The organism is Micromonospora purpureochromogenes, from assembly GCF_900091515.1.
GTDB classification, from domain to species: domain Bacteria; phylum Actinomycetota; class Actinomycetes; order Mycobacteriales; family Micromonosporaceae; genus Micromonospora; species Micromonospora purpureochromogenes.
This window is the reverse complement of record NZ_LT607410.1, coordinates 5,465,346-5,485,229: the sequence shown is the minus strand read 5'-3', so window position 1 is coordinate 5,485,229 and position 19,884 is coordinate 5,465,346. Positions and strand designations below refer to the sequence as shown.

At 74.1% G+C, this 19,884-nt stretch carries 22 protein-coding genes; 11 read left to right on the top strand and 11 right to left on the bottom strand.

Features of this window, described 5'->3' with window-relative positions; genetic code table 11:
* Positions 1-7: 7 nt before the first annotated feature.
* The 3 genes from GA0074696_RS24995 to GA0074696_RS24985 all read right to left on the bottom strand — a co-directional run bounded on the left by GA0074696_RS24995 (position 8) and on the right by GA0074696_RS24985 (position 3,755).
* Positions 8-1,096 carry an ABC transporter ATP-binding protein gene (locus tag GA0074696_RS24995; protein ID WP_088963340.1) on the bottom strand — a complete coding sequence of 363 codons (1,089 nt, stop codon included), beginning with the start codon at positions 1,094-1,096 and terminating at the stop codon, positions 8-10.
* The gene (locus GA0074696_RS24990) at positions 1,093-2,625 is read right to left on the bottom strand and encodes an ABC transporter permease (RefSeq protein ID WP_088963339.1); all 1,533 of its coding nucleotides are present in this window, start codon (positions 2,623-2,625) and stop codon (positions 1,093-1,095) included. The genes GA0074696_RS24995 and GA0074696_RS24990 overlap by 4 nt, the downstream gene beginning before the upstream one ends.
* Before the next feature lie 71 nt (positions 2,626-2,696).
* Entirely contained in the window at positions 2,697-3,755 is a 1,059-nt protein-coding gene (locus tag GA0074696_RS24985) for an iron ABC transporter substrate-binding protein (protein WP_088963338.1), read from the bottom strand.
* A gap of 143 nt (positions 3,756-3,898) precedes the next feature.
* Between GA0074696_RS24985 and GA0074696_RS24980 the strand changes: the two genes are divergently transcribed.
* Entirely contained in the window at positions 3,899-4,474 is a 576-nt protein-coding gene (locus GA0074696_RS24980) for an HhH-GPD-type base excision DNA repair protein (RefSeq protein ID WP_088963337.1), read from the top strand.
* Between the two features lie 57 nt (positions 4,475-4,531).
* Positions 4,532-5,728: a low temperature requirement protein A gene (locus tag GA0074696_RS24975; RefSeq protein ID WP_088963336.1), complete on the top strand. Its 1,197-nt coding sequence runs from the start codon at positions 4,532-4,534 to the stop codon at positions 5,726-5,728.
* A 28-nt stretch (positions 5,729-5,756) separates the two neighbouring features.
* Here the strand turns inward: GA0074696_RS24975 and GA0074696_RS24970 are convergent, their stop codons facing one another.
* The gene (locus GA0074696_RS24970) at positions 5,757-6,068 is read right to left on the bottom strand and encodes a hypothetical protein (RefSeq protein WP_088963335.1); all 312 of its coding nucleotides are present in this window, start codon (positions 6,066-6,068) and stop codon (positions 5,757-5,759) included.
* A complete protein-coding gene (locus GA0074696_RS24965; RefSeq protein WP_231925149.1) occupies positions 6,058-6,369 on the bottom strand; it encodes a hypothetical protein in 312 nt (103 codons plus the stop codon). The genes GA0074696_RS24970 and GA0074696_RS24965 overlap by 11 nt, the downstream gene beginning before the upstream one ends.
* A gap of 105 nt (positions 6,370-6,474) precedes the next feature.
* On the opposite strand from GA0074696_RS24965, the gene GA0074696_RS24960 reads away from it, so the two are divergent.
* The gene (locus GA0074696_RS24960; protein WP_088964797.1) at positions 6,475-6,831 is read left to right on the top strand and encodes a DUF3099 domain-containing protein; all 357 of its coding nucleotides are present in this window, start codon (positions 6,475-6,477) and stop codon (positions 6,829-6,831) included.
* Between the two features lie 52 nt (positions 6,832-6,883).
* Here GA0074696_RS24960 and GA0074696_RS24955 read toward each other — a convergent pair whose 3' ends face one another.
* Both GA0074696_RS24955 and GA0074696_RS24950 read right to left on the bottom strand, forming a co-directional pair.
* The gene (locus tag GA0074696_RS24955) at positions 6,884-7,783 is read right to left on the bottom strand and encodes a carbohydrate kinase family protein (RefSeq protein ID WP_088963333.1); all 900 of its coding nucleotides are present in this window, start codon (positions 7,781-7,783) and stop codon (positions 6,884-6,886) included.
* Complete coding sequence (locus GA0074696_RS24950) at positions 7,780-8,715, bottom strand: pseudouridine-5'-phosphate glycosidase (protein WP_088963332.1); 936 nt, start codon at positions 8,713-8,715, stop codon at positions 7,780-7,782. The genes GA0074696_RS24955 and GA0074696_RS24950 overlap by 4 nt, the downstream gene beginning before the upstream one ends.
* An 88-nt stretch (positions 8,716-8,803) precedes the next feature.
* Between GA0074696_RS24950 and GA0074696_RS24945 the strand changes: the two genes are divergently transcribed.
* The 3 genes from GA0074696_RS24945 (at position 8,804) to GA0074696_RS24935 (ending at position 11,716) form a co-directional block, all read left to right on the top strand.
* Positions 8,804-9,022, top strand: a complete 219-nt coding sequence (locus GA0074696_RS24945) for a DUF3039 domain-containing protein (protein WP_088963331.1) — start codon at positions 8,804-8,806, stop codon at positions 9,020-9,022.
* A 42-nt stretch (positions 9,023-9,064) separates the two neighbouring features.
* Entirely contained in the window at positions 9,065-9,715 is a 651-nt protein-coding gene (locus GA0074696_RS24940; protein ID WP_088963330.1) for a trimeric intracellular cation channel family protein, read from the top strand.
* A 267-nt stretch (positions 9,716-9,982) separates the two neighbouring features.
* Positions 9,983-11,716: a DEAD/DEAH box helicase gene (locus GA0074696_RS24935; protein WP_088963329.1), complete on the top strand. Its 1,734-nt coding sequence runs from the start codon at positions 9,983-9,985 to the stop codon at positions 11,714-11,716.
* Positions 11,717-11,990: 274 nt separating this feature from the next.
* Here GA0074696_RS24935 and GA0074696_RS24930 read toward each other — a convergent pair whose 3' ends face one another.
* Positions 11,991-12,224: a DUF7455 domain-containing protein gene (locus GA0074696_RS24930; protein ID WP_088964796.1), complete on the bottom strand. Its 234-nt coding sequence runs from the start codon at positions 12,222-12,224 to the stop codon at positions 11,991-11,993.
* 247 nt (positions 12,225-12,471) lie between these two features.
* On the bottom strand, positions 12,472-14,085 hold the full coding sequence (locus GA0074696_RS24925; RefSeq protein ID WP_088963328.1) for an RNA polymerase sigma factor: 1,614 nt from the start codon (positions 14,083-14,085) through the stop codon (positions 12,472-12,474).
* A gap of 287 nt (positions 14,086-14,372) precedes the next feature.
* On the opposite strand from GA0074696_RS24925, the gene GA0074696_RS24920 reads away from it, so the two are divergent.
* Positions 14,373-15,191 carry an inositol monophosphatase family protein gene (locus GA0074696_RS24920; protein ID WP_088963327.1) on the top strand — a complete coding sequence of 273 codons (819 nt, stop codon included), beginning with the start codon at positions 14,373-14,375 and terminating at the stop codon, positions 15,189-15,191.
* Between the two features lie 122 nt (positions 15,192-15,313).
* Here GA0074696_RS24920 and GA0074696_RS24915 read toward each other — a convergent pair whose 3' ends face one another.
* Positions 15,314-15,829 carry a LytR C-terminal domain-containing protein gene (locus GA0074696_RS24915; protein WP_172894735.1) on the bottom strand — a complete coding sequence of 172 codons (516 nt, stop codon included), beginning with the start codon at positions 15,827-15,829 and terminating at the stop codon, positions 15,314-15,316.
* 434 nt (positions 15,830-16,263) lie between these two features.
* On the opposite strand from GA0074696_RS24915, the gene GA0074696_RS24910 reads away from it, so the two are divergent.
* Together GA0074696_RS24910 and GA0074696_RS24900 are read left to right on the top strand one after the other, a co-directional pair.
* Complete coding sequence (locus tag GA0074696_RS24910) at positions 16,264-16,560, top strand: DUF4193 domain-containing protein (RefSeq protein ID WP_046565779.1); 297 nt, start codon at positions 16,264-16,266, stop codon at positions 16,558-16,560.
* Between the two features lie 546 nt (positions 16,561-17,106).
* On the top strand, positions 17,107-18,012 hold the full coding sequence (locus tag GA0074696_RS24900) for a hypothetical protein (RefSeq protein WP_456238175.1): 906 nt from the start codon (positions 17,107-17,109) through the stop codon (positions 18,010-18,012).
* 4 nt (positions 18,013-18,016) lie between these two features.
* Here GA0074696_RS24900 and GA0074696_RS24895 read toward each other — a convergent pair whose 3' ends face one another.
* On the bottom strand, positions 18,017-18,511 hold the full coding sequence (locus tag GA0074696_RS24895; protein ID WP_088963325.1) for a DUF3093 domain-containing protein: 495 nt from the start codon (positions 18,509-18,511) through the stop codon (positions 18,017-18,019).
* A 49-nt stretch (positions 18,512-18,560) separates the two neighbouring features.
* Here GA0074696_RS24895 and dut point away from each other — a divergent pair, with 49 nt between their 5' ends.
* Positions 18,561-19,130 (top strand): dUTP diphosphatase, encoded by a 570-nt coding sequence (dut, locus tag GA0074696_RS24890; protein WP_088963324.1) that lies wholly within the window; start codon positions 18,561-18,563, stop codon positions 19,128-19,130.
* Positions 19,131-19,155: 25 nt separating this feature from the next.
* On the top strand, positions 19,156-19,833 hold the full coding sequence (locus tag GA0074696_RS24885; protein ID WP_088963323.1) for a DUF3710 domain-containing protein: 678 nt from the start codon (positions 19,156-19,158) through the stop codon (positions 19,831-19,833).
* The last annotated feature ends 51 nt before the right edge of the window (positions 19,834-19,884 follow it).

Below are 19,884 nucleotides of genomic sequence, written 5' to 3'. Positions count from 1 at the left end.
CAGTGCCCTAGGCGACCGGATGGACCGGGCGTGGGTTCGCGGCGCCGGCCGGCGCGGGGACCGGCGTCGCCGGCCAGGCGCGGACAGGCCCGTCGACGCGGACCGCCACCTCGGCGCCGACCTCGACGGGGTCGGTCGAGTCCCAGACCCGGGCGGTGACCCGGGTGTCGTCGGCCAGCCGGAGGGCGAGCAGCGCGTCGTGGCCGTGGAAGTCGTGCCGCAGCACGGTGGCGGTCGCCGCGTCGGTGCCCGACGCGGGAGCCAGGCGCAACTGCTCCGGACGGACCAGCACGGTGACCGGGCCGTCGACCGTCGGACCGGCGATCGGGAGGGTGCCCAGCGGCGTGCGGGCGGCCCCGGCGGACGCGACCGCCGGCAGCAGCACCGCGTCGCCGACGAACCCGGCCACCCACGGGTCGGCCGGCTCCCGGTAGAGCGTGCTCGGCGTGGCGGACTGCACCACCCGCCCGGACCGCAGCACCACCACCCGGTCCGCCACCGACAGGGCCTCGCCCTGGTCGTGGGTGACCAGCACGGCGGTCGCCCCGTCGGCCCGCAGCGCCTCCCGGACGTCGTGCCGCAGCCCGGCGCGCAGCCCGGCGTCGAGCGCGCTGAACGGCTCGTCGAGCAGGACCAGCGACGGGCGCGGCGCCAGCGCCCGGGCCACCGCGACCCGCTGCTGCTGGCCGCCGGAGAGCTGGTGCGGCATCCGGTCGCCGTACCCGGCGAGCCCGACCAGGGCCAGCACCTCGTCGACCCGGTCGCCCCGCCGGTCGGCGCGGTCCAGCCCGTACGAGATGTTCGCCGCGACGGTGAGGTGCGGGAAGAGGGCGCCCTCCTGCGGCACCACGGCGATCCGGCGGCGGTGTGCCGGCAGGTGCCGACCGGGGCCGGCCACCTCGCGTCCGTCCACCCGGATCGCTCCGGCGTCGAGGCGTTCGAAGCCGGCCAGGCAGCGCAGCAGGGTGGTCTTGCCGCAGCCGGACGGGCCGAGGACGGCGGTCAGCGCGCCCGCCGGGACGGTCAGGTCCACGCCGTCCAGGGCGGTCACCGGGCCGTAGCGCTTGACGACGCCGGTCAGCACCACCTCGCTCATCGGTCCTCCTTGTCGAGCAGGCCGCCCCGGGCGACCAGCCACCAGGTGGGCAGCGCCGAGATGACGACCAGCAGCGCCGCGTAGGGAGCGGCGGCCGCGTACGCCCCGACGGAGGTCGCCGTCCACAGCTCGGTGGCCAGGGTGTCGGTGCCGGTGGGGCGCAGCAGCAGGGTGGCCGGAAGTTCCTTCATGCCGGTGAGGAAGACCAGCGCCGCCCCCGCCCCGATCCCGGGCAGGGTCAGCGGCAGGGTGACCGTGCGCAGCACGGCCAGCGGCCCGCGCCCCAGCGAGCGGGCCACCTCCTCCAGGCCGGGTGGGGCCTGGGCGGCGGCGCCGGCCACCGCGCCCACGGCCAGCGGCAGGAAGAGCGTCGCGTAGGCAAGCGCCAGCAGCCACGGCGTCTGGTACAGCGGATACGCGACGCTGATGCCGAAGAAGATCAGCGACAGCCCGATCACCACCCCGGGCAGGGCGTGGGCCAGGTAGGCGAGCCGGTCCAGCGCGGTGGCCAGCGGGCCGGGGGCGCGTGCGGTGAGCAGTCCCAGCGGCAGGGCCAGCAGCATGGTCAGCGCGGCGCCGGCCAGCGACAGCCAGAGCGAGTTGCCGGCGGCCGTGGCGACCTCGCCGAGCGCGCCGGGCCGGGACACCCCGTCGGCCAACCGACGGGCCAGGCTGAGCGCCGGCACGCCGAGCGCCAGCGCGGCCACCGCGAGCAGCGCGGCGAGCGCGGGCCAGCGGGCCGGACCGAGGCGCAGCCGGGCGGCGGGGCGGCGGGCGCCGCCGAGCCGGGCGTAGCGGGCGCCGCGCCGCCGGGTGGCGGTCTCCCCGGCCAGCAGCAGCACGGTCAGCGCCACCAGCACGCTGGAGAGCACCAGCGCGCCGGTGCGGTCGAAGCCCAGGTCGAAGGCGACGAAGATGGCCCGGGTGAAGGTGTCGGCGCGCAGAATCGACACCGCGCCGAAGTCGGCCAGCACGTAGAGCGCGACGAGCAGCGCCCCGGCGGCGGTCGCCGGCCGGATCTGGCGCAGCGTGACGTCGGTGAAGGTGCGCCAGCCGCCCCGGCCCAGCGAGCGGGAGACCTCCTCCTGCGCCGGGTCCGCGCCGCGCAGCGCCGCCGCGACCGGCAGGAAGACGTACGGGTACGAGCAGAGGGTCAGCACCAGCGCGGCCGGCCAGAAGCCCTCCAGCCGGTCGAACAGCGAGACCCAGGCGAAGGCGGCGATGTAGGTGGGCACGGCCAGCGGCAGCGCGGCGAGCACCGCGAAGGCGCGTCGGCCGGGCAGGTCGGTCCGGGTCACCAGCCAGGCGGCGGCCACGCCGAGCAGCACGCAGGCGGTGGTGACCACGGCGGCCAGCGCGAGGCTGCGGACCGCCAGCAGCCCGACCCGCTCGGTCCACAGTTCGGCGACGACCCGGTCGACACCCGCCTCGGCGGTGCGTACCGCGAGGTAGACCAGCGGGATCAGGGCCACGGCGACCGCGGCGGCCGAGGCCGCGAGCAGCGCCGGGCGCGGCGCCAGCCGGCGCAACGACCCCGGTACGCCGAAGCGGGCCGGCCCGGAACGGGCCGGCCCTGCCTCGGGCGTGGTGGTCGGGGCGGTCAGGGTACGAGCCCCGAGTCCTTGATCAGGCCGATCGTGGCGTCCAGCGTGTCCAGGTCGTTGAGGTCGATCTCCGGGCTGTCCAGCTCGGCCAGCGGCGGGACGCCCGCCGGGGCGGCGGCCCCGGGCACCACCGGGTACTCGAAGGTCTGCTCGGCGAAGTACCGCTGCGACTCGGTGTTGAGCAGGAAGTCGACGAAGGCCTTCGTGTCCGGGTCCGTGGCGGAGCGCTTCAGCACGCCGACGCCCGCGACGTTCACCAGCGCGCCGGTGTCCCCACCCGGGAAGAAGTGCAGCTTCGCCTTCAGCGCGTCCGGCGTGGTGCCCTTCTCCTTGGCCACCTCGCCGAGGTAGTAGTGGTTGACCAGGCCGACCGCGATGGTGCCCTTGTCGACCTCTTCCACGATCTTGACGTTGTTGTCCCGGATCTGCGGCTCGTTCGCCTTGAGCCCGGCGAGGAAGTCCTTGGCCTTCTGGTCGCCGTGCTGCACCCGGATCGCGGTGACGAACGCCTGGAACGAGGCGTTGGTCGGGGCGACGCCGATGCGGCCCTTCCACTTCGGATCGGTCAGCGCGAAGACCGACGTCGGCAGCTCGGCGGCGGGCACGGCGTCGACGTTGTAGGCGAGCACCCGGGAGCGGGCGCTGACGCCGACCCACTGGCCGGTGCGCGACCGGTAGGACTGCGGCACCTTCTCCAGGTCGGCGGCGGGCAGCGGGGCGAACATGTCCCGCTTGGCGACCGCGCCCAGGGCGCCGGCGTCCTGGGCGAAGAAGGCGTCGGCCGGGGACCTGCCGCCCTCCTCGACCAGCTGGGCGGCGAGCTGGGCGGTGGTGGCGTACCGGGTCTTCACGGTGATGCCGGTCTGCGCGGTGAACCGGTCCAGCAGCGGCTTCACCAGCTGCTCGTTGCGGCCGCTGTAGACGGTGATGGTCTTGTCGCCGGGCTTGCCGGGATCGGCGGCGTCGTCCTCGCCGGATCCGCAGGCGACCAGGCCGAACGAGAGCAGGCCGGCGGCGACGGCGACCGCGAGGGACCTGCGGGCGGGAACGGGCACGGCGGCACTCCTTCGGCTCCGGCCGGCGGGCCCTCCGCCGACGCGGAGAAGTTAGCACAGGCTAACCTTGGTGTTCCTGTGGGTCCGGCGCCCGCTCGGGGAGTCGGCGACCCGTCCGTCGCGCCGACCGGCAGGATGGGCGCATGACGCTCTCGCTGCCCATCGACCCCGAGGCCAACCGGCTGCTGGAGCGCAGCCCGCTGGCCCTGCTGACCGGCATGGTCCTCGACCAGCAGATCCCCTTGGAGAAGGCGTTCACCTCGCCGTACGTGCTGGTGCAGCGGCTGGGGCACGAGCCGGACGCCCGGGAGTTGGCCGGGTACGACCCCGAGGCGCTGGTCGAGATCTTCGCCCGCCCACCGGCGCTGCACCGCTTCCCGAAGGCGATGGCGGCCCGGGTCCAGCAGGTGTGCCAGGTGCTCGTCGACCGGTACGACGGCGACGCCGCCCGGCTCTGGTCGGACGCCGCCGACGGGCGGGAGCTGCTGCGCCGCATCGGCGAGCTGCCCGGCTTCGGCAAGCAGAAGGCGCAGATCTTCGTCGCCCTGCTCGGCAAGCGGTACGACGTGCACCCGGACGGCTGGCGGGAGGCCGCCGGCGGGTACGGCGAACCGGACGCGTACCGGTCGGTGGCCGACATCACCGACCCGGAGTCGCTGCGCCGGGTGCGCGAGTTCAAGCAGGCGGCGAAGGCGGCGGCCCGGGCGGCGAAGGGCTGACGCAACCGGCCCGCCGGCCGGCTCGTTGAGATCCGGGACGGCGGCGACGGGTGGGCCATGGCGGACGGGCAGGGTACGGCGCTGCTGCGCGGCGTGACGAGTTCGCCCCGCGCCACCTTCCTGGAGCTCTTCTTCGACCTGGTCTTCGTCTTCGCCCTGACCCGCGTCTCGAAGCGCCTGATCGACGACGTGTCGGTCGACCCCCCGGACGTGCTCCGTCAGGTCGCCCAGACCGTGGTGCTGTTCCTCGCGCTGTGGATGGTCTGGATCCTGACCGCCCGGGTGACCAGCCGGTACGAGCCGGAGCGGAACCCGATCCAGTTCGTGGTGGTCGCCTCCATGTTCGCCAGCATGGTGATGGCCGTGGCGCTGCCCCGGGCGTTCGCCGAGCGGGCGCTGCCGTTCGCGCTGGCCTACGTGGCGATCCAGGTCGGCCGGCCGCTGCTGCTCACGCTGGCCCTGCGCGGGCATCCGCGCCGGTCGGTCACCCGCCGGATCCTGCTCTGGTTCGTGGTCGGGGCGGTGCCCTGGCTCCTCGGCGCCCTGCTGCCGTCGGCCCAGGAGGTGCTGTGGACGCTCGCCCTGGCCTGGGACTACGCCGGGCTGGCGCTCGGCTGGCCGATGCCCCGGCGCGGGGCGACGCGCACCTCGGGCTGGGCGGTGGCGGGGGAGCACCTGGCCGAGCGGTACCAGCAGTTCTTCCTGATCGCTCTCGGCGAGACGGTCCTGATCATCGGATTGACCTTCAGCGGAGCCGTCTACTCCGCGCGTGCGGCGCTCGCCTTCGCCCTGTCCTTCCTCACCACCGCGCTGCTGTGGCGGATCTACTTCCACCGGGCGGGACACGTGCTGGCCGAGGCGATCAGAGTGGCCCGCTCGCCGGGAGTGCTGGGCGAGTCGGCGAGCTGGACGCACCTGGTGATCGTGGCCGGTGTGCTGCTCACCGGGGTCGGCTACGAGTTGGTGATCTCCCACCCGCAGGGGCGTACGCCGATGGGCTGGGCGGTGTTCGTGACGGGCGGCCCGGCGCTCTTCCTGGCCGCCCGGGCCCGCTTCGAGTACGAGATCTTCGCCCGGGTGTCGCGCAGCCGGGTGATCGGCGTGGTGCTCCTGCTCGGCCTGCTCCCGCTCGCGCCGCTGCTGCCGCCGGTCGGGCTGCTCGGGCTGAGCGCGGCGGTGCTGATCGGGATCGCCGCCGCCGACACCGCGCGGGCACACGGCCGCCCCCTGGAACGACCCGCGTCGCCCCTGTAGCCGTCGCCACGGGCGGGAGTCGACCGGCTCAGGCGGCGGTCGGGCGGGACAGCGAGGCCAGTGCCCGCCGTACGTCGGCGAGGGAGACGGTGGCGGAGTCGTCCAGGTCGGCCAGCCCGGCCTCGATCCACTGCCGCATCAGCGTGGTGACGCCGATGCCCCGGGCCTCGGCGGCCGCCCGGACCCGCTCGTAGGTCTCCAGCGGCAGGCGTACCGAGCGGCTGACCATCGGCACGTCACTGTCGGGGGTGGGCAGCTCCACCGGCTGGCTGTCGTCGATCAGCTCGGCGAACGCTTCGTCGCCACCGTGGAACCGCTTGGTCGCGTCGTCACGGTTCATCGTGACCGCCTCCTCGTCGGCGATCCCTCCGCACGGCCTCGTCGTAGCGCTTGGCCTCGACGTCGCTCAGGTCGCGGGCGGAGAGGATGTCCCAGTCGTTGTCGGTGCCGTCGGCCTCGGCGAGCAGCACGGCCAGCCGCCTGCCGCGGCCGTTCGCCGCGTAGACGACCATGACGTCGTCGCCCAGGTGCCGGATCACCCGGCGGGTGCTGTGCAGGGCCTCCCAGACTTCCCCGGGTGTGACGTCGTAGACCCGCAGGTTGGTCAACGCCTCGTCGGTGAAGCTGAAGCGGTTGCCCACGGGCGGAGCGTACCACGGGCGTAACACGCACTGGGACGAGCCGATTTTCGCTGATCACGGCCCGGGAGTGACAGGATGGGTCGTAATCCCCTCGAGGAGGCCGTGGTGAAGCGTCAGGCGTACCAGCCGATTCTGATCACCGACGCCTCGCGCAGCCAGGACGACCAGCTCACCAGTCGGCAGAAGCGCTACGTGCTGATGATGGGCATCCGGGTGGCCTGCGTGATCGTCGGTGCGATCCTGGTCGGCGCGAAGGCCCCGCTGCTCTGGCTCTGGCTGCCGCTGTGCGCCGTCGGGATGGTGCTCATCCCGTGGCTGGCGGTGCTGCTGGCCAACGACCGCCCGCCGAAGGAGCAGCACCGGCTGGCGGGGAAGTTCCAGCCCAGGATGCGCGACGAGACGCCGCCGATGAGCCTGACCGCCGAGGAGCGGCCGCACAAGATCATCGACGTCGAACCCTGACCGCCGGGCGCCGGACCCTGCGGATCCGGTGCCCTTGCACGTGCGTACCGGGTCAGCCCGTCGGCCGGGCGCCCACCGTCGAGACGGCCAGCGCCCCGAGATCGCCGGCCCGGCCCAGCGCCGCCCGCGGCTCCGCGCCACCCAGCCAGGCGGTCAGCAGGCCCGCCGCGAAGGCGTCCCCGGCGCCGGTGACGTCGACCACCGCGACCCGCCGGGCGGGCGCCACGCTCACCGTCGCGCTCCGGTCGACCCAGACCGCGCCGGCCTCGCCCCGCTTCACCACCACCCGCCGGGCCGACACCGACAGCGCCCGCGCCTGCGCCCCCGGGTCCAGCCCGCCGGCGAGCACCCCGGCCTCGTCCGCGTTGACCAGGAGCAGGTCGACGTCGCGTACCCAGGACAGGAAGGCCGCCGCGCCGACCCGCCGCAGCGGCGCCGCGGACGCCGCGTCGACGCTGGTGGTGAGCCCGCGGGCGCGGGCGGCGGCCAGCGCCGCCAGCCCGGCCGGCCGCGACGCGGCGTCCAGCAGGCAGTACCCGGACAGGTGCAGGTGCGCGGCGTCCGGCGCCGCGGCCAGCGCCCGCTCGACGTGCTCGACGGTCAGCCGCAGGTTCGCGCCGCGTTCGGTGACCATCGTGCGTTCCCCGGCGGTGGCCAGCACGATCACCGTGCCGCTGGCGCAGCCCGGATGCACCTCGACGGCGCACTCCACGCCGACCCGCTCCAGCTCGGCCACCCGGTCCCGCCCGGCGCTGTCGTCGCCGACCGCGCCCACCAACGTCACCGGCACCCCCTGCGCCGCGATCCACGCCGCGGTGTTGGCCGCCTGGCCACCCCCGCTGACCTGGATCGTCGCGGGGGTGTCCGAGCCGGTGGCCAGCGGCCCGGCCAGCACCGCCACCACATCGGTGATCAGGTCACCGACCACGACCACCCGGGACGGGCCGGTCATGCCGGCGCGTCGGTGCGCAGGGCGGCTGCGGCGACGGCGATCCGGGCGGCCAGGTCGGCGTTACGCAGGATGATCCGCACGTTCACCGCCAGGCTGGCGCCCTCGGTGGCCGAGTGGAAGTGGGCCAGCAGGAACGGGGTCACCGCCTTGCCGGTCACCCCCTCGCGGGCCAGCCGGGCGAGGCCCTCGGCGAGGGTCCGGTCGTGCAGCGCCGGGTCGAGCTGCTCGTCGGTCGGCAGCGGGTTGGCCACGATCAGCCCGCCGCCGTGCACCCCCTGCTGCTCCCGGGCGGCCAGCACGTCCGCCACCTGCTCCGGGGAGTCCACCGACCAGTCCAGGTCGAAGCCGGCGTCGGTCAGGTAGAAGCCGGGGAACCGCCGGGTCCGGTAGCCGACCACGCCGACGCCGAGGGTCTCCAGCCGCTCCAGCGTCGCGCCCACGTCGAGGATCGACTTCACCCCGGCGCAGACCACCGCGATCGGCGTCCGGGCCAGGGTGACCAGGTCGGCGGACTCGTCGAAGGTCTGCGCCGCCTCCCGGTGCACGCCGCCCAGCCCGCCGGTGGCGAAGACACCGATCCCGGCCGCCGCGGCGACCGCGCTGGTGGCGGCCACCGTGGTGGCACCGTGCGCGCCGGTCGCGGCGGCCACCGCCAGATCACGTACGGAGAGTTTGCTCACTCCGTCGACCGTGGCGAGCCGGGTGAGCTGGGCGTCGTCGAGCCCCACCACCAGCTCGCCGCCGACCATTCCGATGGTGGCCGGGACCGCGCCGGCCTCCCGTACGGCCCGCTCGATCTGGCGGGCCACTCGCAGGTTGTCCGGTCGGGGCAGACCGTGCGAGACGATGGTGCTCTCCAGGGCGACGACCGGTCGGCCGTCACGCAGGGCGTCGGCGACCTCAGCGCCGAGACGGATGTGAAAGTTGGTCACCTCGGTTACCGTACGGGCCGCCGTCGGATGGGCTGCGGTGGACCGGCCCCCACCGACCTGCCAAACTGCAAAGTTGGAGGTGTCAACAGTGAGCACACAGATTCTCGAACGGCCGGAGCTGAAGGACGCGGACACCGGTCCGGAGATGTTCCACTACGTCCGCAAGGAGAAGATCGCCGAAAGCGCCGTCATGGGCACCTTCGTCGTGGCGCTCTGCGGCGAGACGTTCCCGGTGACCAAGGCGGCCAAGCCCGGCTCGCCGGTCTGCCCGAAGTGCAAGGAGATCTACGACTCGTACGGCGAGTGATCCGGGGCGGCCGGTCCGGCCGTCCCCGTACTCTTCGGCGGTGTGACCACCTCCACCGCCCTGCTCTTCGCCGACCTGACCGGGGTGGCCGTCTTCGCCGCCTCCGGGGCCTCCGCGGCGGTGGCCAAACGGCTCGACCTCTTCGGCGTCGTCTTCGTCGGCTTCGTGGCCGCCCTCGGCGGCGGGATCTTCCGTGACCTGGCCATCGACGAGGTGCCCCCGCTGGCCTTCGCCGACTGGCGGTACGCCACCACCGCCGCGGTGACCGCCACCGCCGTCTTCTGGCTGCACCCGCAGCTGGCCCGGCTGCGCACCACCGTGCTGGTGCTGGACGCGGCGGGCCTGGCGCTGTTCACCGTCACCGGCACCCTCAAGGCGCTCGACGCCCACGTGCCGCCGGTCGGCGCCTGCGTGATCGGCATGCTCACCGCCATCGGCGGCGGGCTGGGCCGGGACCTGCTCACCGCCGAGATCCCGGTGGTGCTGCGCCGGGAGATCTACGCGGTGGCCGCGCTGGCCGGTGCGGTCGCGGTGGCCCTGCTCGACGCCGCCGGACGCGCCGGCACGGCGCCGCTGACCGCCGCCGCCCTGCTGGTCTTCGCGCTGCGGCTGGTGGCGCTACGTCGGCGCTGGTCGGCCCCGGTGGCCACGCTGCGGCCCCCGAAGACCGGGGTCCGCGGCCCCCAGACCTGACCACTCAGTCGCTTCCTACCGCGCCGCGCGCTTTGCCCGGGGTCGCGGGGTGTCCCCGGGGGCGCGACACGCCGCAGAGCGGATCGGGCGGGGCGCGGGCGGGGGTGGCGGATGTGACCAGCGTGGCGTCGAGTGGGGCGAGCGGCCTGTGCTGGTTATGCTGAGTCGGCCTTCGCGGCATCTTCTGCGCGGAGGCGTTTTCATGGGCGGCGGTACCCGTGGCCCTCGGCCGGGGTCCGCCATGGTGCGGTCGGAGAGGAGCCTCGCGTGGCAGCCCGGTTGCCGGCGCTAGAGACGTTCCCGCCCCTGCGTGCCTGGCAACGCAAGGCGATGGTGGAGTACCTGCGCCGCCGCACCGACGACTTCACCGCGGTCGCCACCCCCGGCGCCGGTAAGACCACCTTCGCCCTGCGGATCGCCGCCGAGCTGCTCGTGGACGGCACCGTCGAGGCGGTCACCGTGGTCGCCCCGACCGAGCACCTGAAGACCCAGTGGGCGAGCGCCGCCGCCCGGGTCGGCATCCAGCTCGACGCCGCGTTCCGCAACGCCGACGTGCACTCCGCCGCCGACTTCCACGGCGCGGTCGTCACCTACGCCCAGGTCGGCATGGCCCCGCAGGTGCACCGACGGCGCACCATGACCCGGCGCACGCTGGTCATCCTCGACGAGATCCACCACGCCGGCGACTCCCGGTCCTGGGGCGACGGGGTCAAGGCCGCCTTCGAGCCCGCGGTACGCCGGCTGATGCTCACCGGTACGCCGTTCCGCTCCGACGACAACCCCATCCCGTTCGTCACCTATGAGCGCGGCGGTGACGGGCTGCTGCGCTCCCGCGCCGACTCGGTCTACGGCTACTCCGACGCGCTGCGCGACGGCGTGGTGCGGCCGGTGCTGTTCCTGGCGTACTCGGGGGAGACCCGGTGGCGCACCAACGCCGGCGACGAGCTGGCGGCGCGGCTGGGTGAGCCGATGACGCAGGACCTGGTGGCGCAGGCCTGGCGTACCGCCCTGGACCCGGCCGGGGACTGGATGCCCCAGGTGCTGCGGGCCGCCGACGCCCGGCTGACCGTGCTGCGCAACGCCGGCATGCCGGACGCGGGTGGCCTCGTCATCGCCAGCGACCAGCAGAACGCCCGCTCGTACGCGAAGCTGATCGAGCAGTTGACCGGCGAGAAGGCCGCGGTGGTGCTCTCCGACGACGTGGGGGCGTCCGCGCGGATCGCGACGTTCGCGGCGTCCGAGCAGCGCTGGCTGGTCGCGGTCCGGATGGTGTCCGAGGGCGTCGACCTTCCCCGACTGGCGGTGGGCGTCTACGCCACCAGCGCCAGCACCCCGCTCTACTTCGCCCAGGCGATCGGGCGTTTCGTGCGGGCCCGCCGGCCGGGGGAGACCGCCTCGGTCTTCGTGCCGAGCGTGCCGCACCTGCTCGGGCTGGCCAGCGAGATGGAGGCCGAGCGGGACCACGTGCTCGGCAAGCCCAAGGAGTCCAACGGCTTCGACGACGACCTGCTGGAGCGCGCCCAACGCGACGACCAGGCCAGCGGTGAGCTGGAGAAGCGCTTCACGGCGCTCTCGGCGACCGCCGAGCTGGACCAGGTCATCTTCGACGGCGCCTCCTTCGGCACCGCCGCCCAGGCCGGCACCCCCGAGGAGGAGGAATACCTCGGCCTGCCCGGTCTGCTCACCGCCGACCAGGTCTCCATGCTGCTCACCAAGCGGCAGGCCGAACAGCTCGCCGCGCAGCGCCGGCGGGCGTCCACGCAGACCGCTGAGCCGGCCGCTGAGGCCCCTGCGGCCCCGGCCGCACCGATGAGTGCCGCCCAGCGTCGGGTGGCCCTGCGCCGCCAGCTGAACGCCCTGGTGGCCGCCCGGCACCACCGCACCGGCCAGCCGCACGGCAAGATCCACGCCGAGCTGCGCCGACTCTGCGGCGGCCCGCCCAGCGCCCAGGCCACCATCGAGCAGCTCGAAGAGCGCATCGCCACCGTCCAGACCCTCTGACCCCATCCGCCCCGGCCACCCCATACGGCCCGGGTCAAGATCCCGGCACTTTCACGGAAAGTGTGGCTATTCGGCGCGTCGAGGCCACTCATTCCGTGAAAGTGCGCGGATCTTGGGCGCGGGGCGCGGGGCGCGGGGCGCGGGGCGCGGGGCGCGGGGCGCGGGGCGCGGGGCGCGGGGCGCGGGGCGCGGTGGGGGAGAGAGCGCAGACGAAGCCGGCCGGGAGCCCCTTGGGGCTCCCGGCCGGCTATGTCGTCGTTATGTGGTTGCGGATTCAGTTCGCCATCAGATCGGCGCCACGCCAGCTGAACTCCGGGTCCGTCGCGTACTTCACGGTGATCTTCACGAGATCCTCCGCGTACTTGTTCGCGTGGTGCCCACAGAACACCAGCTCGCTCCCACCCGCCAGAGTGATCCGGAGCTTGCCGGCAGCATTGCAGCGGTCGCACCGTTCATCGGCGGCTGGGGGAGCCACCGTCTCGGGCGGCGGCGTGAGGGTCGGGGTCATCGCCTTCCTCCTCTGGTCGTCACCGATGAACACTCTCTTCGGTCGTTGCTCACCCATCGTGCAACACCCTCGTCGGGCCCTGCCTTCCCTGTGTGCCCGCGGGCGACCGAGGTCACACATGGCAGGGAGACAGTGTGCCGTGTGTCAAGGGTGCCACGTCAACGATCACAAACAGGCAACCGACCGATCACCTTTGAGTGTTCTACGGCTAGTGGTCAAACCGACACGGCTGGTTGACGTGAAGGGGTCAGTCCAGGTAGTCGCGGAGCACCTGGGAACGGGACGGGTGACGCAGCTTGGACATCGTCTTGGACTCGATCTGCCGGATCCGCTCCCGGGTCACCCCGTACACCTGGCCGATCTCGTCCAGGGTGCGCGGCTGACCGTCGGTCAGGCCGAAGCGCAGGCGTACCACGCCCGCCTCACGCTCGGAGAGCGTCTGCAGCACCTGCTGGAGCTGGTCCTGCAGCAGCGAGAAGGAGACGGCGTCGACCGCGACGACGGCCTCGGAGTCCTCGATGAAGTCACCGAGCTGGCTGTCGCCCTCGTCGCCGATCGTCTGGTCCAGCGAGATGGGCTCCCGGGCGTACTGCTGGATCTCCAGCACCTTCTCCGGTGTGATGTCCATCTCCTTGGCCAGCTCCTCCGGGGTGGGCTCGCGGCCCAGGTCCTGGAGCAGCTCGCGCTGGATCCGGCCGAGCTTGTTGATCACCTCGACCATGTGCACCGGGATGCGGATGGTGCGGGCCTGGTCGGCCATCGCCCGGGTGATCGCCTGCCGGATCCACCAGGTGGCGTACGTGGAGAACTTGTAGCCCTTGGTGTAGTCGAACTTCTCGACCGCGCGGATCAGGCCGAGGTTGCCCTCCTGGATCAGGTCCAGGAAGGCCATGCCGCGGCCGGTGTAGCGCTTGGCGAGCGAGACGACCAGTCGGAGGTTGGCCTCCAGCAGGTGGTTCTTGGCGCGCTCGCCGTCGCGGGAGATCCAGCCCAGGTCCCGCTGCATGTCGCGGGTGAGCTTCTCCTCACCCTCCTCGGCCGCGCGCAGCCGCTCGGCGGCGTAGAGCCCGGCCTCGATCCGCTTGGCGAGCTCCACCTCCTGCTCCGCGTTGAGCAGCGGAACCTTGCCGATCTGCTTGAGGTACGCCCGGACGGAGTCGGCCGAGGCGGTGAGCTCGGCGTCGCGACGCGCCTGCTTGAGCGCCTCGGACTCCTCGTCGTCCCACTCGAAGTCGTTGTCCGTGGCGGAGCTGGCCGCGTCGGCCTCGGCGGCCTTGGTCAGCTCGGCCGGCTCCTCGACCACCACGTCCTCGATCGCGGCCGCGAGCTCCTCGGGGTCGATCTCGCCCTCGGCGCCCTCGCCCTTGGCCTTGCCGGCGGTGGCCTTGGTGGCCTTGCCGGCCGCGGCCACCGTCGCCTTGGTGGCGCGGGTGGACTTCGTCGCCTTGGCGGCCGGCGCGGCGGCCTTGGCGGCCACGTCGGCGGTGGTGGTGGTGGCCTTGCGCGGCGCCGCCTTGCGCGGGGCGGGCGCCGGGGCCTCGTCGGCGGCGGGCGCCTGCTTGGGGGCGGGCGCGGCGGCCTTCTTGGTGGTCTTGGCGGTGGTGGCACGCGAGGCCGGAGTGGCGGATCGGGCCGCGGCGACCCGGCGACGGGTGCTGGCCGAGCCGTCCACGACCACGGTCACCCCCGCATCGGAGAGTGCCCGCAGGATCTTCTTGGCCTGGGCCGGGGTCACCTCAGCGGACTCGACGGTGCGCGCGAGCTGGGCCGACGTCAGCTGGCCACCGGCGCTCTGCGCGTGGGCGATCAGGGTGTCGGTGAGCGAGCGAACGTCGGCGCCGGTCTGGCGGGGTTCTGTCACGAATGACCTTCCGGAGGCGAAGAGCGGGCACGGCCGGGTCGTCCGGCGCAGCGTGGGGCACCGTGCCGGGCGATGTCGTTGAGGGACCCCCGTGTCCCGGGCCGGCCGTCCGGCGGCGGTCCGTGGCGCGTGGGCAGGGTGAATTGTAACGCCGTCTGCGGCGATCATCCTGCGGCGCACGGGGTACCGGCGGCGGGGACCGCCGATTCGGCGCAGATGTGGACTTTGTAAGGATGATACCCGCGCGCACGGCGGGGCGTCCCGATCGTGCGGGAAGGGGACGAACCATGACTCGTTCGGCGCCGGAACCGGCCGAACTGCTCGCGATCGCGATCGATGTCGCCCGGCAGGCCGCGGCCACCGCGCACCGGATGCGCGCCGAGGGGGTGTCGGTCGCCGCCACCAAGAGCACCGTCACGGACGTGGTCACCGCCGCGGACCGCGCCGTCGAGCGCCAGGTCCTCGACGCGCTGCACCGGGTACGCCCCGACGACGCCGTCCTCGGCGAGGAGTACGGGGCCGGCGCGGCCGACGGTGCGGCCAGCGGCGTGCGCTGGATCGTCGACCCGATCGACGGCACGGTGAACTACCTCTACGGGTTGCCGTACTGCGCGGTGTCGCTGGCCGCCGAGGTCGACGGCGAGGTGGTCGCCGGGGTGGTGCGCAACGTGTTCACCGGCGAGGAGTGGACCGCCACCGCGGGCGGCGGGGCCTGGCGCGACGGGCAGCGGCTGAGCTGCTCGATCGAGGTCGACCTGGGCCAGGCGCTGGTCGCCACCGGATTCGGCTACGACCCGGCGCGCCGTTCGCACCAGGCCCGGGTGATCGCCGAGCTGATCCCGCACGTCCGCGACATCCGCCGGCTCGGCGCCGCCGCGCTGGACCTCTGCCTGGCCGCCGAGGGGCGGGTGGACGCCTACTACGAGAAGGGGCTGGCCGCCTGGGACCAGGCGGCCGGCGGCCTGGTGGCCGCCGAGGCGGGACTGCGGGTCGCCGGGCTGGGTGGCCGGCCGGCCGGCCCGGACCTGGTGATCGCCGCGCCGCCGGCGCTCTTCGCGCCGCTGCACGACCGGCTCGCCGACCTCGACGCCTCCGGCGGCCCCTGACCGCCCGGACCCGGCCCACGCGCGCCGTCCGTTCTCCGACAGCGAAACGGCGGTGTCCCGGGGGACACCGCCGTTTCGGTCAGATCAGTCCGGTCGGCCCGCCTTCCCGGCTGGCCGAACGGTCACTTCTCGATCGGCATCGGGCAGGAGCCGGCCGGCGCCTCGGGCGCGCCCAGGTCGCCCAGGGACTGGTTCACCTCGGTGGTGGTGGCCAGCTGCTGAAAGCCGTTGCCGAGCACGACGTCGACAATGTCGTCCTTGCGCTTGGCGTCGTACACGGGCTCGGCGTTGTTCAGGAAGTAGGCCCGCAGCAGGTGCGCGGAGCCGACGCCCTTGGGGCCATAGCGCAGCACCGCCACCTCGTCGACGCCCTTCGGCGCGGTGGCCGTCTTCTTCACCTGGAACTTCCGGTTGCGGAAGTCGTCGGCGATGTTGCCGGCCAGGCCGATCTGGTCGGTGGCGTTGAAGACGTTGATCTTCACGTCCTTCGGCTCGCGCAGGGTGATGTCGGCGAGCGGCCAGCCCTCGGGGCAGCCCCCGGCCGCGCCCGCCTTGCCCTGCGTGTCCCGCACCATGGCGACGACGACGAAGACCAGGGCGACCACCGCCAGCAGACCGACGACAACGAGTGCTCGCACTCGCGCAAAACTCATCTGGGCGCTCCCCGGACAGTGATGGGTGGCGGCGGCCAGCCGGTGGTCGGGCCGCCCCGCCGGCCGTCGAGTACGCCGCTGAGGTTAACGGTTGTCCGACCGTCGCGTGGAAACAGTCCGACATGCCGGCGCGCCATCCGGGAAGCGGGTACTACTACCCCTATCTTCGTGTCGCCTGAGTCACATTGGGAACAACTCGGGGGGCTGGGGCGTACATCTCAGCCACGAGGGCGGTATACATGCCTCGCCCGAGGGGGGTAAGGTTCCGCGCTCGCTGGGGGAGGCCCCTGTCGGCCCCCGGCCCGAGCGGCCGGTGGGTCGGGTGACCGACACAAAGGGTGGCCGGCCAGTGGGAACCGAAACAACGTCGTCCGGCGTTACAACCGGAAGCGACAATATCGATATGGGAGAGTGAACCGATGGCCACCGACTACGACGCCCCGCGTCGCGACGAGGTCGACCTCGGCGAGGACAGCCTGGAAGAGCTCAAGGCCCGGCGGGTCGACTCACAGTCGGGCGCCGTGGACGTCGACGAGGCCGAGGTGGCCGAGAGCTTCGAGCTGCCCGGCGCCGACCTGGCCGACGAGGAGCTGACCGTCAAGGTCCTGCCGATGCAGCAGGACGAGTTCCGTTGCGGCCGCTGCTTCCTGGTCCACCACCGGAGCCAGCTGGCGGTGGAGCGCAACGGCGAGTTGATCTGCCGCGAGTGCGTCTGACCCTGAACCGCACATCGGCGGCGGCCGCCACGACGGGGCCGCCGCTGCCCGAGCTGCCGTGCGGGGGCGGCGGGGAGCTGCTTGACTCGTAACGGGCGGTGACCACGCCGACGGGAGCACGGGAGGTCGGGCGGTATGAGCGAACGCGACGAGCGGGCCGGTGGGCCGGCGGGGGGTACGCCGACCGGGCCGCGCCCCGGCGCCGCGGCGGACGCCCCGGCGCAGCCGGGAGCCACCACGCGCCCGGAGTCGGGTGCCACCCACCGCCCGGACGGCACCGGCGGCCCGCGCACCGGGGCCACCGGTGACCGGGAGGCGGCACCGTCCGGCGCCGACCCGACGTCCGGTGGCGCGGCCGGAGCGGCCGGCGGCACCCTCGACGCGCCGTTCGACACGCCGGAATCGGCGGACCGGGCCGCTGAGGAGCTCGGTGCCACCGTCGCCGCGCTGACCGCCGACGACATCGAGCCGGCCCGCCGCCGTCAACTGCTGGCGCGCGCCCGCGGGCTGGCCGACCTGTCCAAGCCGAAGGCCGCGCTGCGCTGGATGACCGACACGGTCTCCAACGTGGCGCCGCACATCCCGGTCCGGGACCTGGCCACGCTGCGCAGGCACCTCCCGGGCGCCGGGGCCACCGGTGCGCGGCAGGCGGCACCGTCCGGCGCCGGCCCGACGTCCGGCACGCCGGAATCGGCCGATCGGGCCGCTGAGGAGCTCGGTGCCACCGTCGCCGCGCTGACCGCCGACGACATCGAGCCGGCCCGCCGCCGCCAACTGCTCACCCGGCTGGTCGGGCTGGCGCGGGCCCGCGGGCTGGCCGACCTGTTCAAGCCGAAGGCCGCGCTGCGCTGGATGACCGACACGGTCGCCGACGTGGCGCCGCACATCCCCGTCCGGGACCTGGCCACGCTGCGCCGCCACTTCCCCGGACTCGACGACGAGGCACTGGCCGAGCGCCTCATCCGCAACGCCGCCCGGGCCACCGCCGGGGTGGGTGCGGCCGGCGGCGGCATCGCCGCCGTGGAGTGGGTGGCCACCCCGACCCTGCTCTCGGCGCCCGTGCTGCTGGCCGCCGAGACCGTCGCCGTGGTGGCGATCGAGCTGAAGCTCATCGGCGAGCTGCACGAGGTCTACCACGTGCCGCTGCCCACCGGCGGCAGCCAGCGGGCGATCGCCCTGATGCAGTCCTGGGCCAACCAACGCGGGATCAACCCGATGACGCCCGGGGTCGGCGTCGGCGCGGTACTCGGCACCGCGGCCCGCAAGGAGCTGCGCGACACGATGCTCAAGCGGTTCGGGCGCAACCTGACCACGCTGGGGCCGTTCCTCACCGGCGCGGCCGTGGCCAGCTACCTCAACCGGCGGGCCACCAGGACCCTCGCCGACGAGATCCGCTGGGACCTGCGTCGCAAGGGCGGGGCACTGCCCGGCGGCCGGCGGGCCCTGCCCTGAGGAGTCAGGCCGGGTCGCGAGCGGCCATGACCGCGCGGGCCAGCTCGACCGGATGACGGGTGCTGACCACCCAGAACGGGGTCGGGTCGGCGGGGTCGTCCAGCACCACCTGCACCGCGCCGCCGATCCAGGGCCGCTGCACCACGAAGGCCAGCGGATCCGCGCCCACGCCGAGGACCTCGCGGCGCCCGGCGGCGTCCAACGGGACCACGTCCGCCACGTACCGCACCGGCAGGTGGGCGTCGTCCACGAACAGCTCGCCGTCGCGCACCGCCACCCGGACCCGGCCCAGCCACCACAGCGCGACCGCCGTCGCCGGCGGGAGGACCACGAAGGGCAGCCAGGCCCGCACCCCGGGGGCGCCCATCCACAGCTCGGCGGCCAGTAGCCCGGACAGGGCCAGCCCGGCCACCCAGAGCCACCAGGGCAGACTCAGCCGTTCGGAGTGCTCCGCGGCCGCCGCGGTGCGCGGGGCCGGCGAGGACGGGGAAGGCGACACGCTCACACCTGCGAGGGTACGGCGCGCGGTGGCAGTCCGACCCGGCAGGATGGCAGGGCCACCCCCAGAACTCGACGGAAGAGGGAGCACCGTGACCCACGTCGTACCCGTGCCCGTGCGGCAGCTCGACCCGGAGCTGCCGCTGCCCGCGTACGCCCATCCCGGTGACGCCGGCGCCGACCTGGTGGCCGCCGCGGACGTCGAGCTGCCTCCCGGCGGCCGGGCTCTGGTCCCGACCGGGGTGGCGCTGGCGCTGCCGGAGGGGTACGTCGGCCTGGTGCACCCGCGCTCCGGCCTGGCCGCCAGGCTCGGCGTGACGGTGCTCAACGCGCCCGGTACGGTCGACGCCGGCTACCGGGGTGAGATCCTGGTCAACCTGATCAACCATGATCGGGACAGGCCGGCGAAGATCTCCCGTGGCGATCGCATCGCGCAGCTCGTTGTCCAGCGGGTGGAGCGGGCGGATTTCCAGCCGGTGGCCGAGCTGCCCGGGTCACGGCGCGGGGCCGGTGGACACGGCTCGACTGGCGGACACGCCGGTCTGGTGCCGCCGCCCTCGACCGGCCGACGGGAAGATCCCGACCGGGCGGGCGGACAGACGGAAGAGGTGGCAGGGTGAGTGCGAACAGCGGAGGGTGGGCGCAGTGATCTTCAGCCGGAAGCGGGCCGACGGCGGGCGGGGTGCCCGTGACGAGCGGGCCGCCGAGGTCCTCGACTCGTACGACGCCGAGCCGACGGGTCCGTCGCGCGGCCCGTACGACAGCTCGGAGGCGCCGGACGGCGTGCAGCGGCTCGACCTGGGCAGCCTGCACATCCCGGCGGTGCCCGGCGTCGAGGTGCGCGTGCAGGCCGACCCGCAGGGCGTGATCCAGCAGGTCGTGCTGGTGCACGGGGAGAACGCCCTCCAGCTCGGCGTCTTCGCCGCGCCCCGGTCCGAGGGAATCTGGGACGAGGTGCGCGAGGAGATCCGCCAGTCCCTCTTCGCCGACGGCGCCGCCGGCCAGGAGGTCGAGGGCGAGTACGGCACCGAGCTGCACGCCCGGGTACGCACCCCGGACGGCCTGACCGACCTGCGCTTCGTCGGCATCGACGGGCCGCGCTGGATGGTCCGCGGTGTCTACCAGGGCGCCGCCGCCACCAACCCGGCCGCGGCCGGGCCGCTGGCCGAGTGCCTGGACGGCCTGGTCGTCGACCGGGGGCAGGAGGCGAAGCCGGTCCGCGAGCCGCTGCCGCTGCGGCTGCCCCGCGAGGTCGCCGAGCAGGCCGAGGGGGGCGAGGGCGGCGAGGGTGGCGCTCCGGCACCCGCCCCGCGCGAGGCCTGACCGGCACGGCAACGACCACGCACCGGGCCCGGCACCGTCCACCGACGGAGC

Excerpts from the sequence above, each read along its gene's own strand:
- GA0074696_RS24995 (WP_088963340.1), bottom strand. The coding sequence starts at position 1,096 with ATGAGCGAGGTGGTGCTGACCGGCGTCGTCAAGCGCTACGGCCCGGTG.
- GA0074696_RS24980 (WP_088963337.1), top strand. The coding sequence starts at position 3,899 with ATGACGCTCTCGCTGCCCATCGACCCCGAGGCCAACCGGCTGCTGGAG.
- GA0074696_RS24975 (WP_088963336.1), top strand. The coding sequence starts at position 4,532 with ATGGCGGACGGGCAGGGTACGGCGCTGCTGCGCGGCGTGACGAGTTCG.
- GA0074696_RS24970 (WP_088963335.1), bottom strand. The coding sequence starts at position 6,068 with ATGAACCGTGACGACGCGACCAAGCGGTTCCACGGTGGCGACGAAGCG.
- GA0074696_RS24955 (WP_088963333.1), bottom strand. The coding sequence starts at position 7,783 with ATGACCGGCCCGTCCCGGGTGGTCGTGGTCGGTGACCTGATCACCGAT.
- GA0074696_RS24930 (WP_088964796.1), bottom strand. The coding sequence starts at position 12,224 with ATGACCCCGACCCTCACGCCGCCGCCCGAGACGGTGGCTCCCCCAGCC.
- GA0074696_RS24920 (WP_088963327.1), top strand. The coding sequence starts at position 14,373 with ATGACTCGTTCGGCGCCGGAACCGGCCGAACTGCTCGCGATCGCGATC.
- GA0074696_RS24910 (WP_046565779.1), top strand. The coding sequence starts at position 16,264 with ATGGCCACCGACTACGACGCCCCGCGTCGCGACGAGGTCGACCTCGGC.
- GA0074696_RS24900 (WP_456238175.1), top strand. The coding sequence starts at position 17,107 with ATGACCGACACGGTCTCCAACGTGGCGCCGCACATCCCGGTCCGGGAC.
- dut (WP_088963324.1), top strand. The coding sequence starts at position 18,561 with ATGGCAGGGCCACCCCCAGAACTCGACGGAAGAGGGAGCACCGTGACC.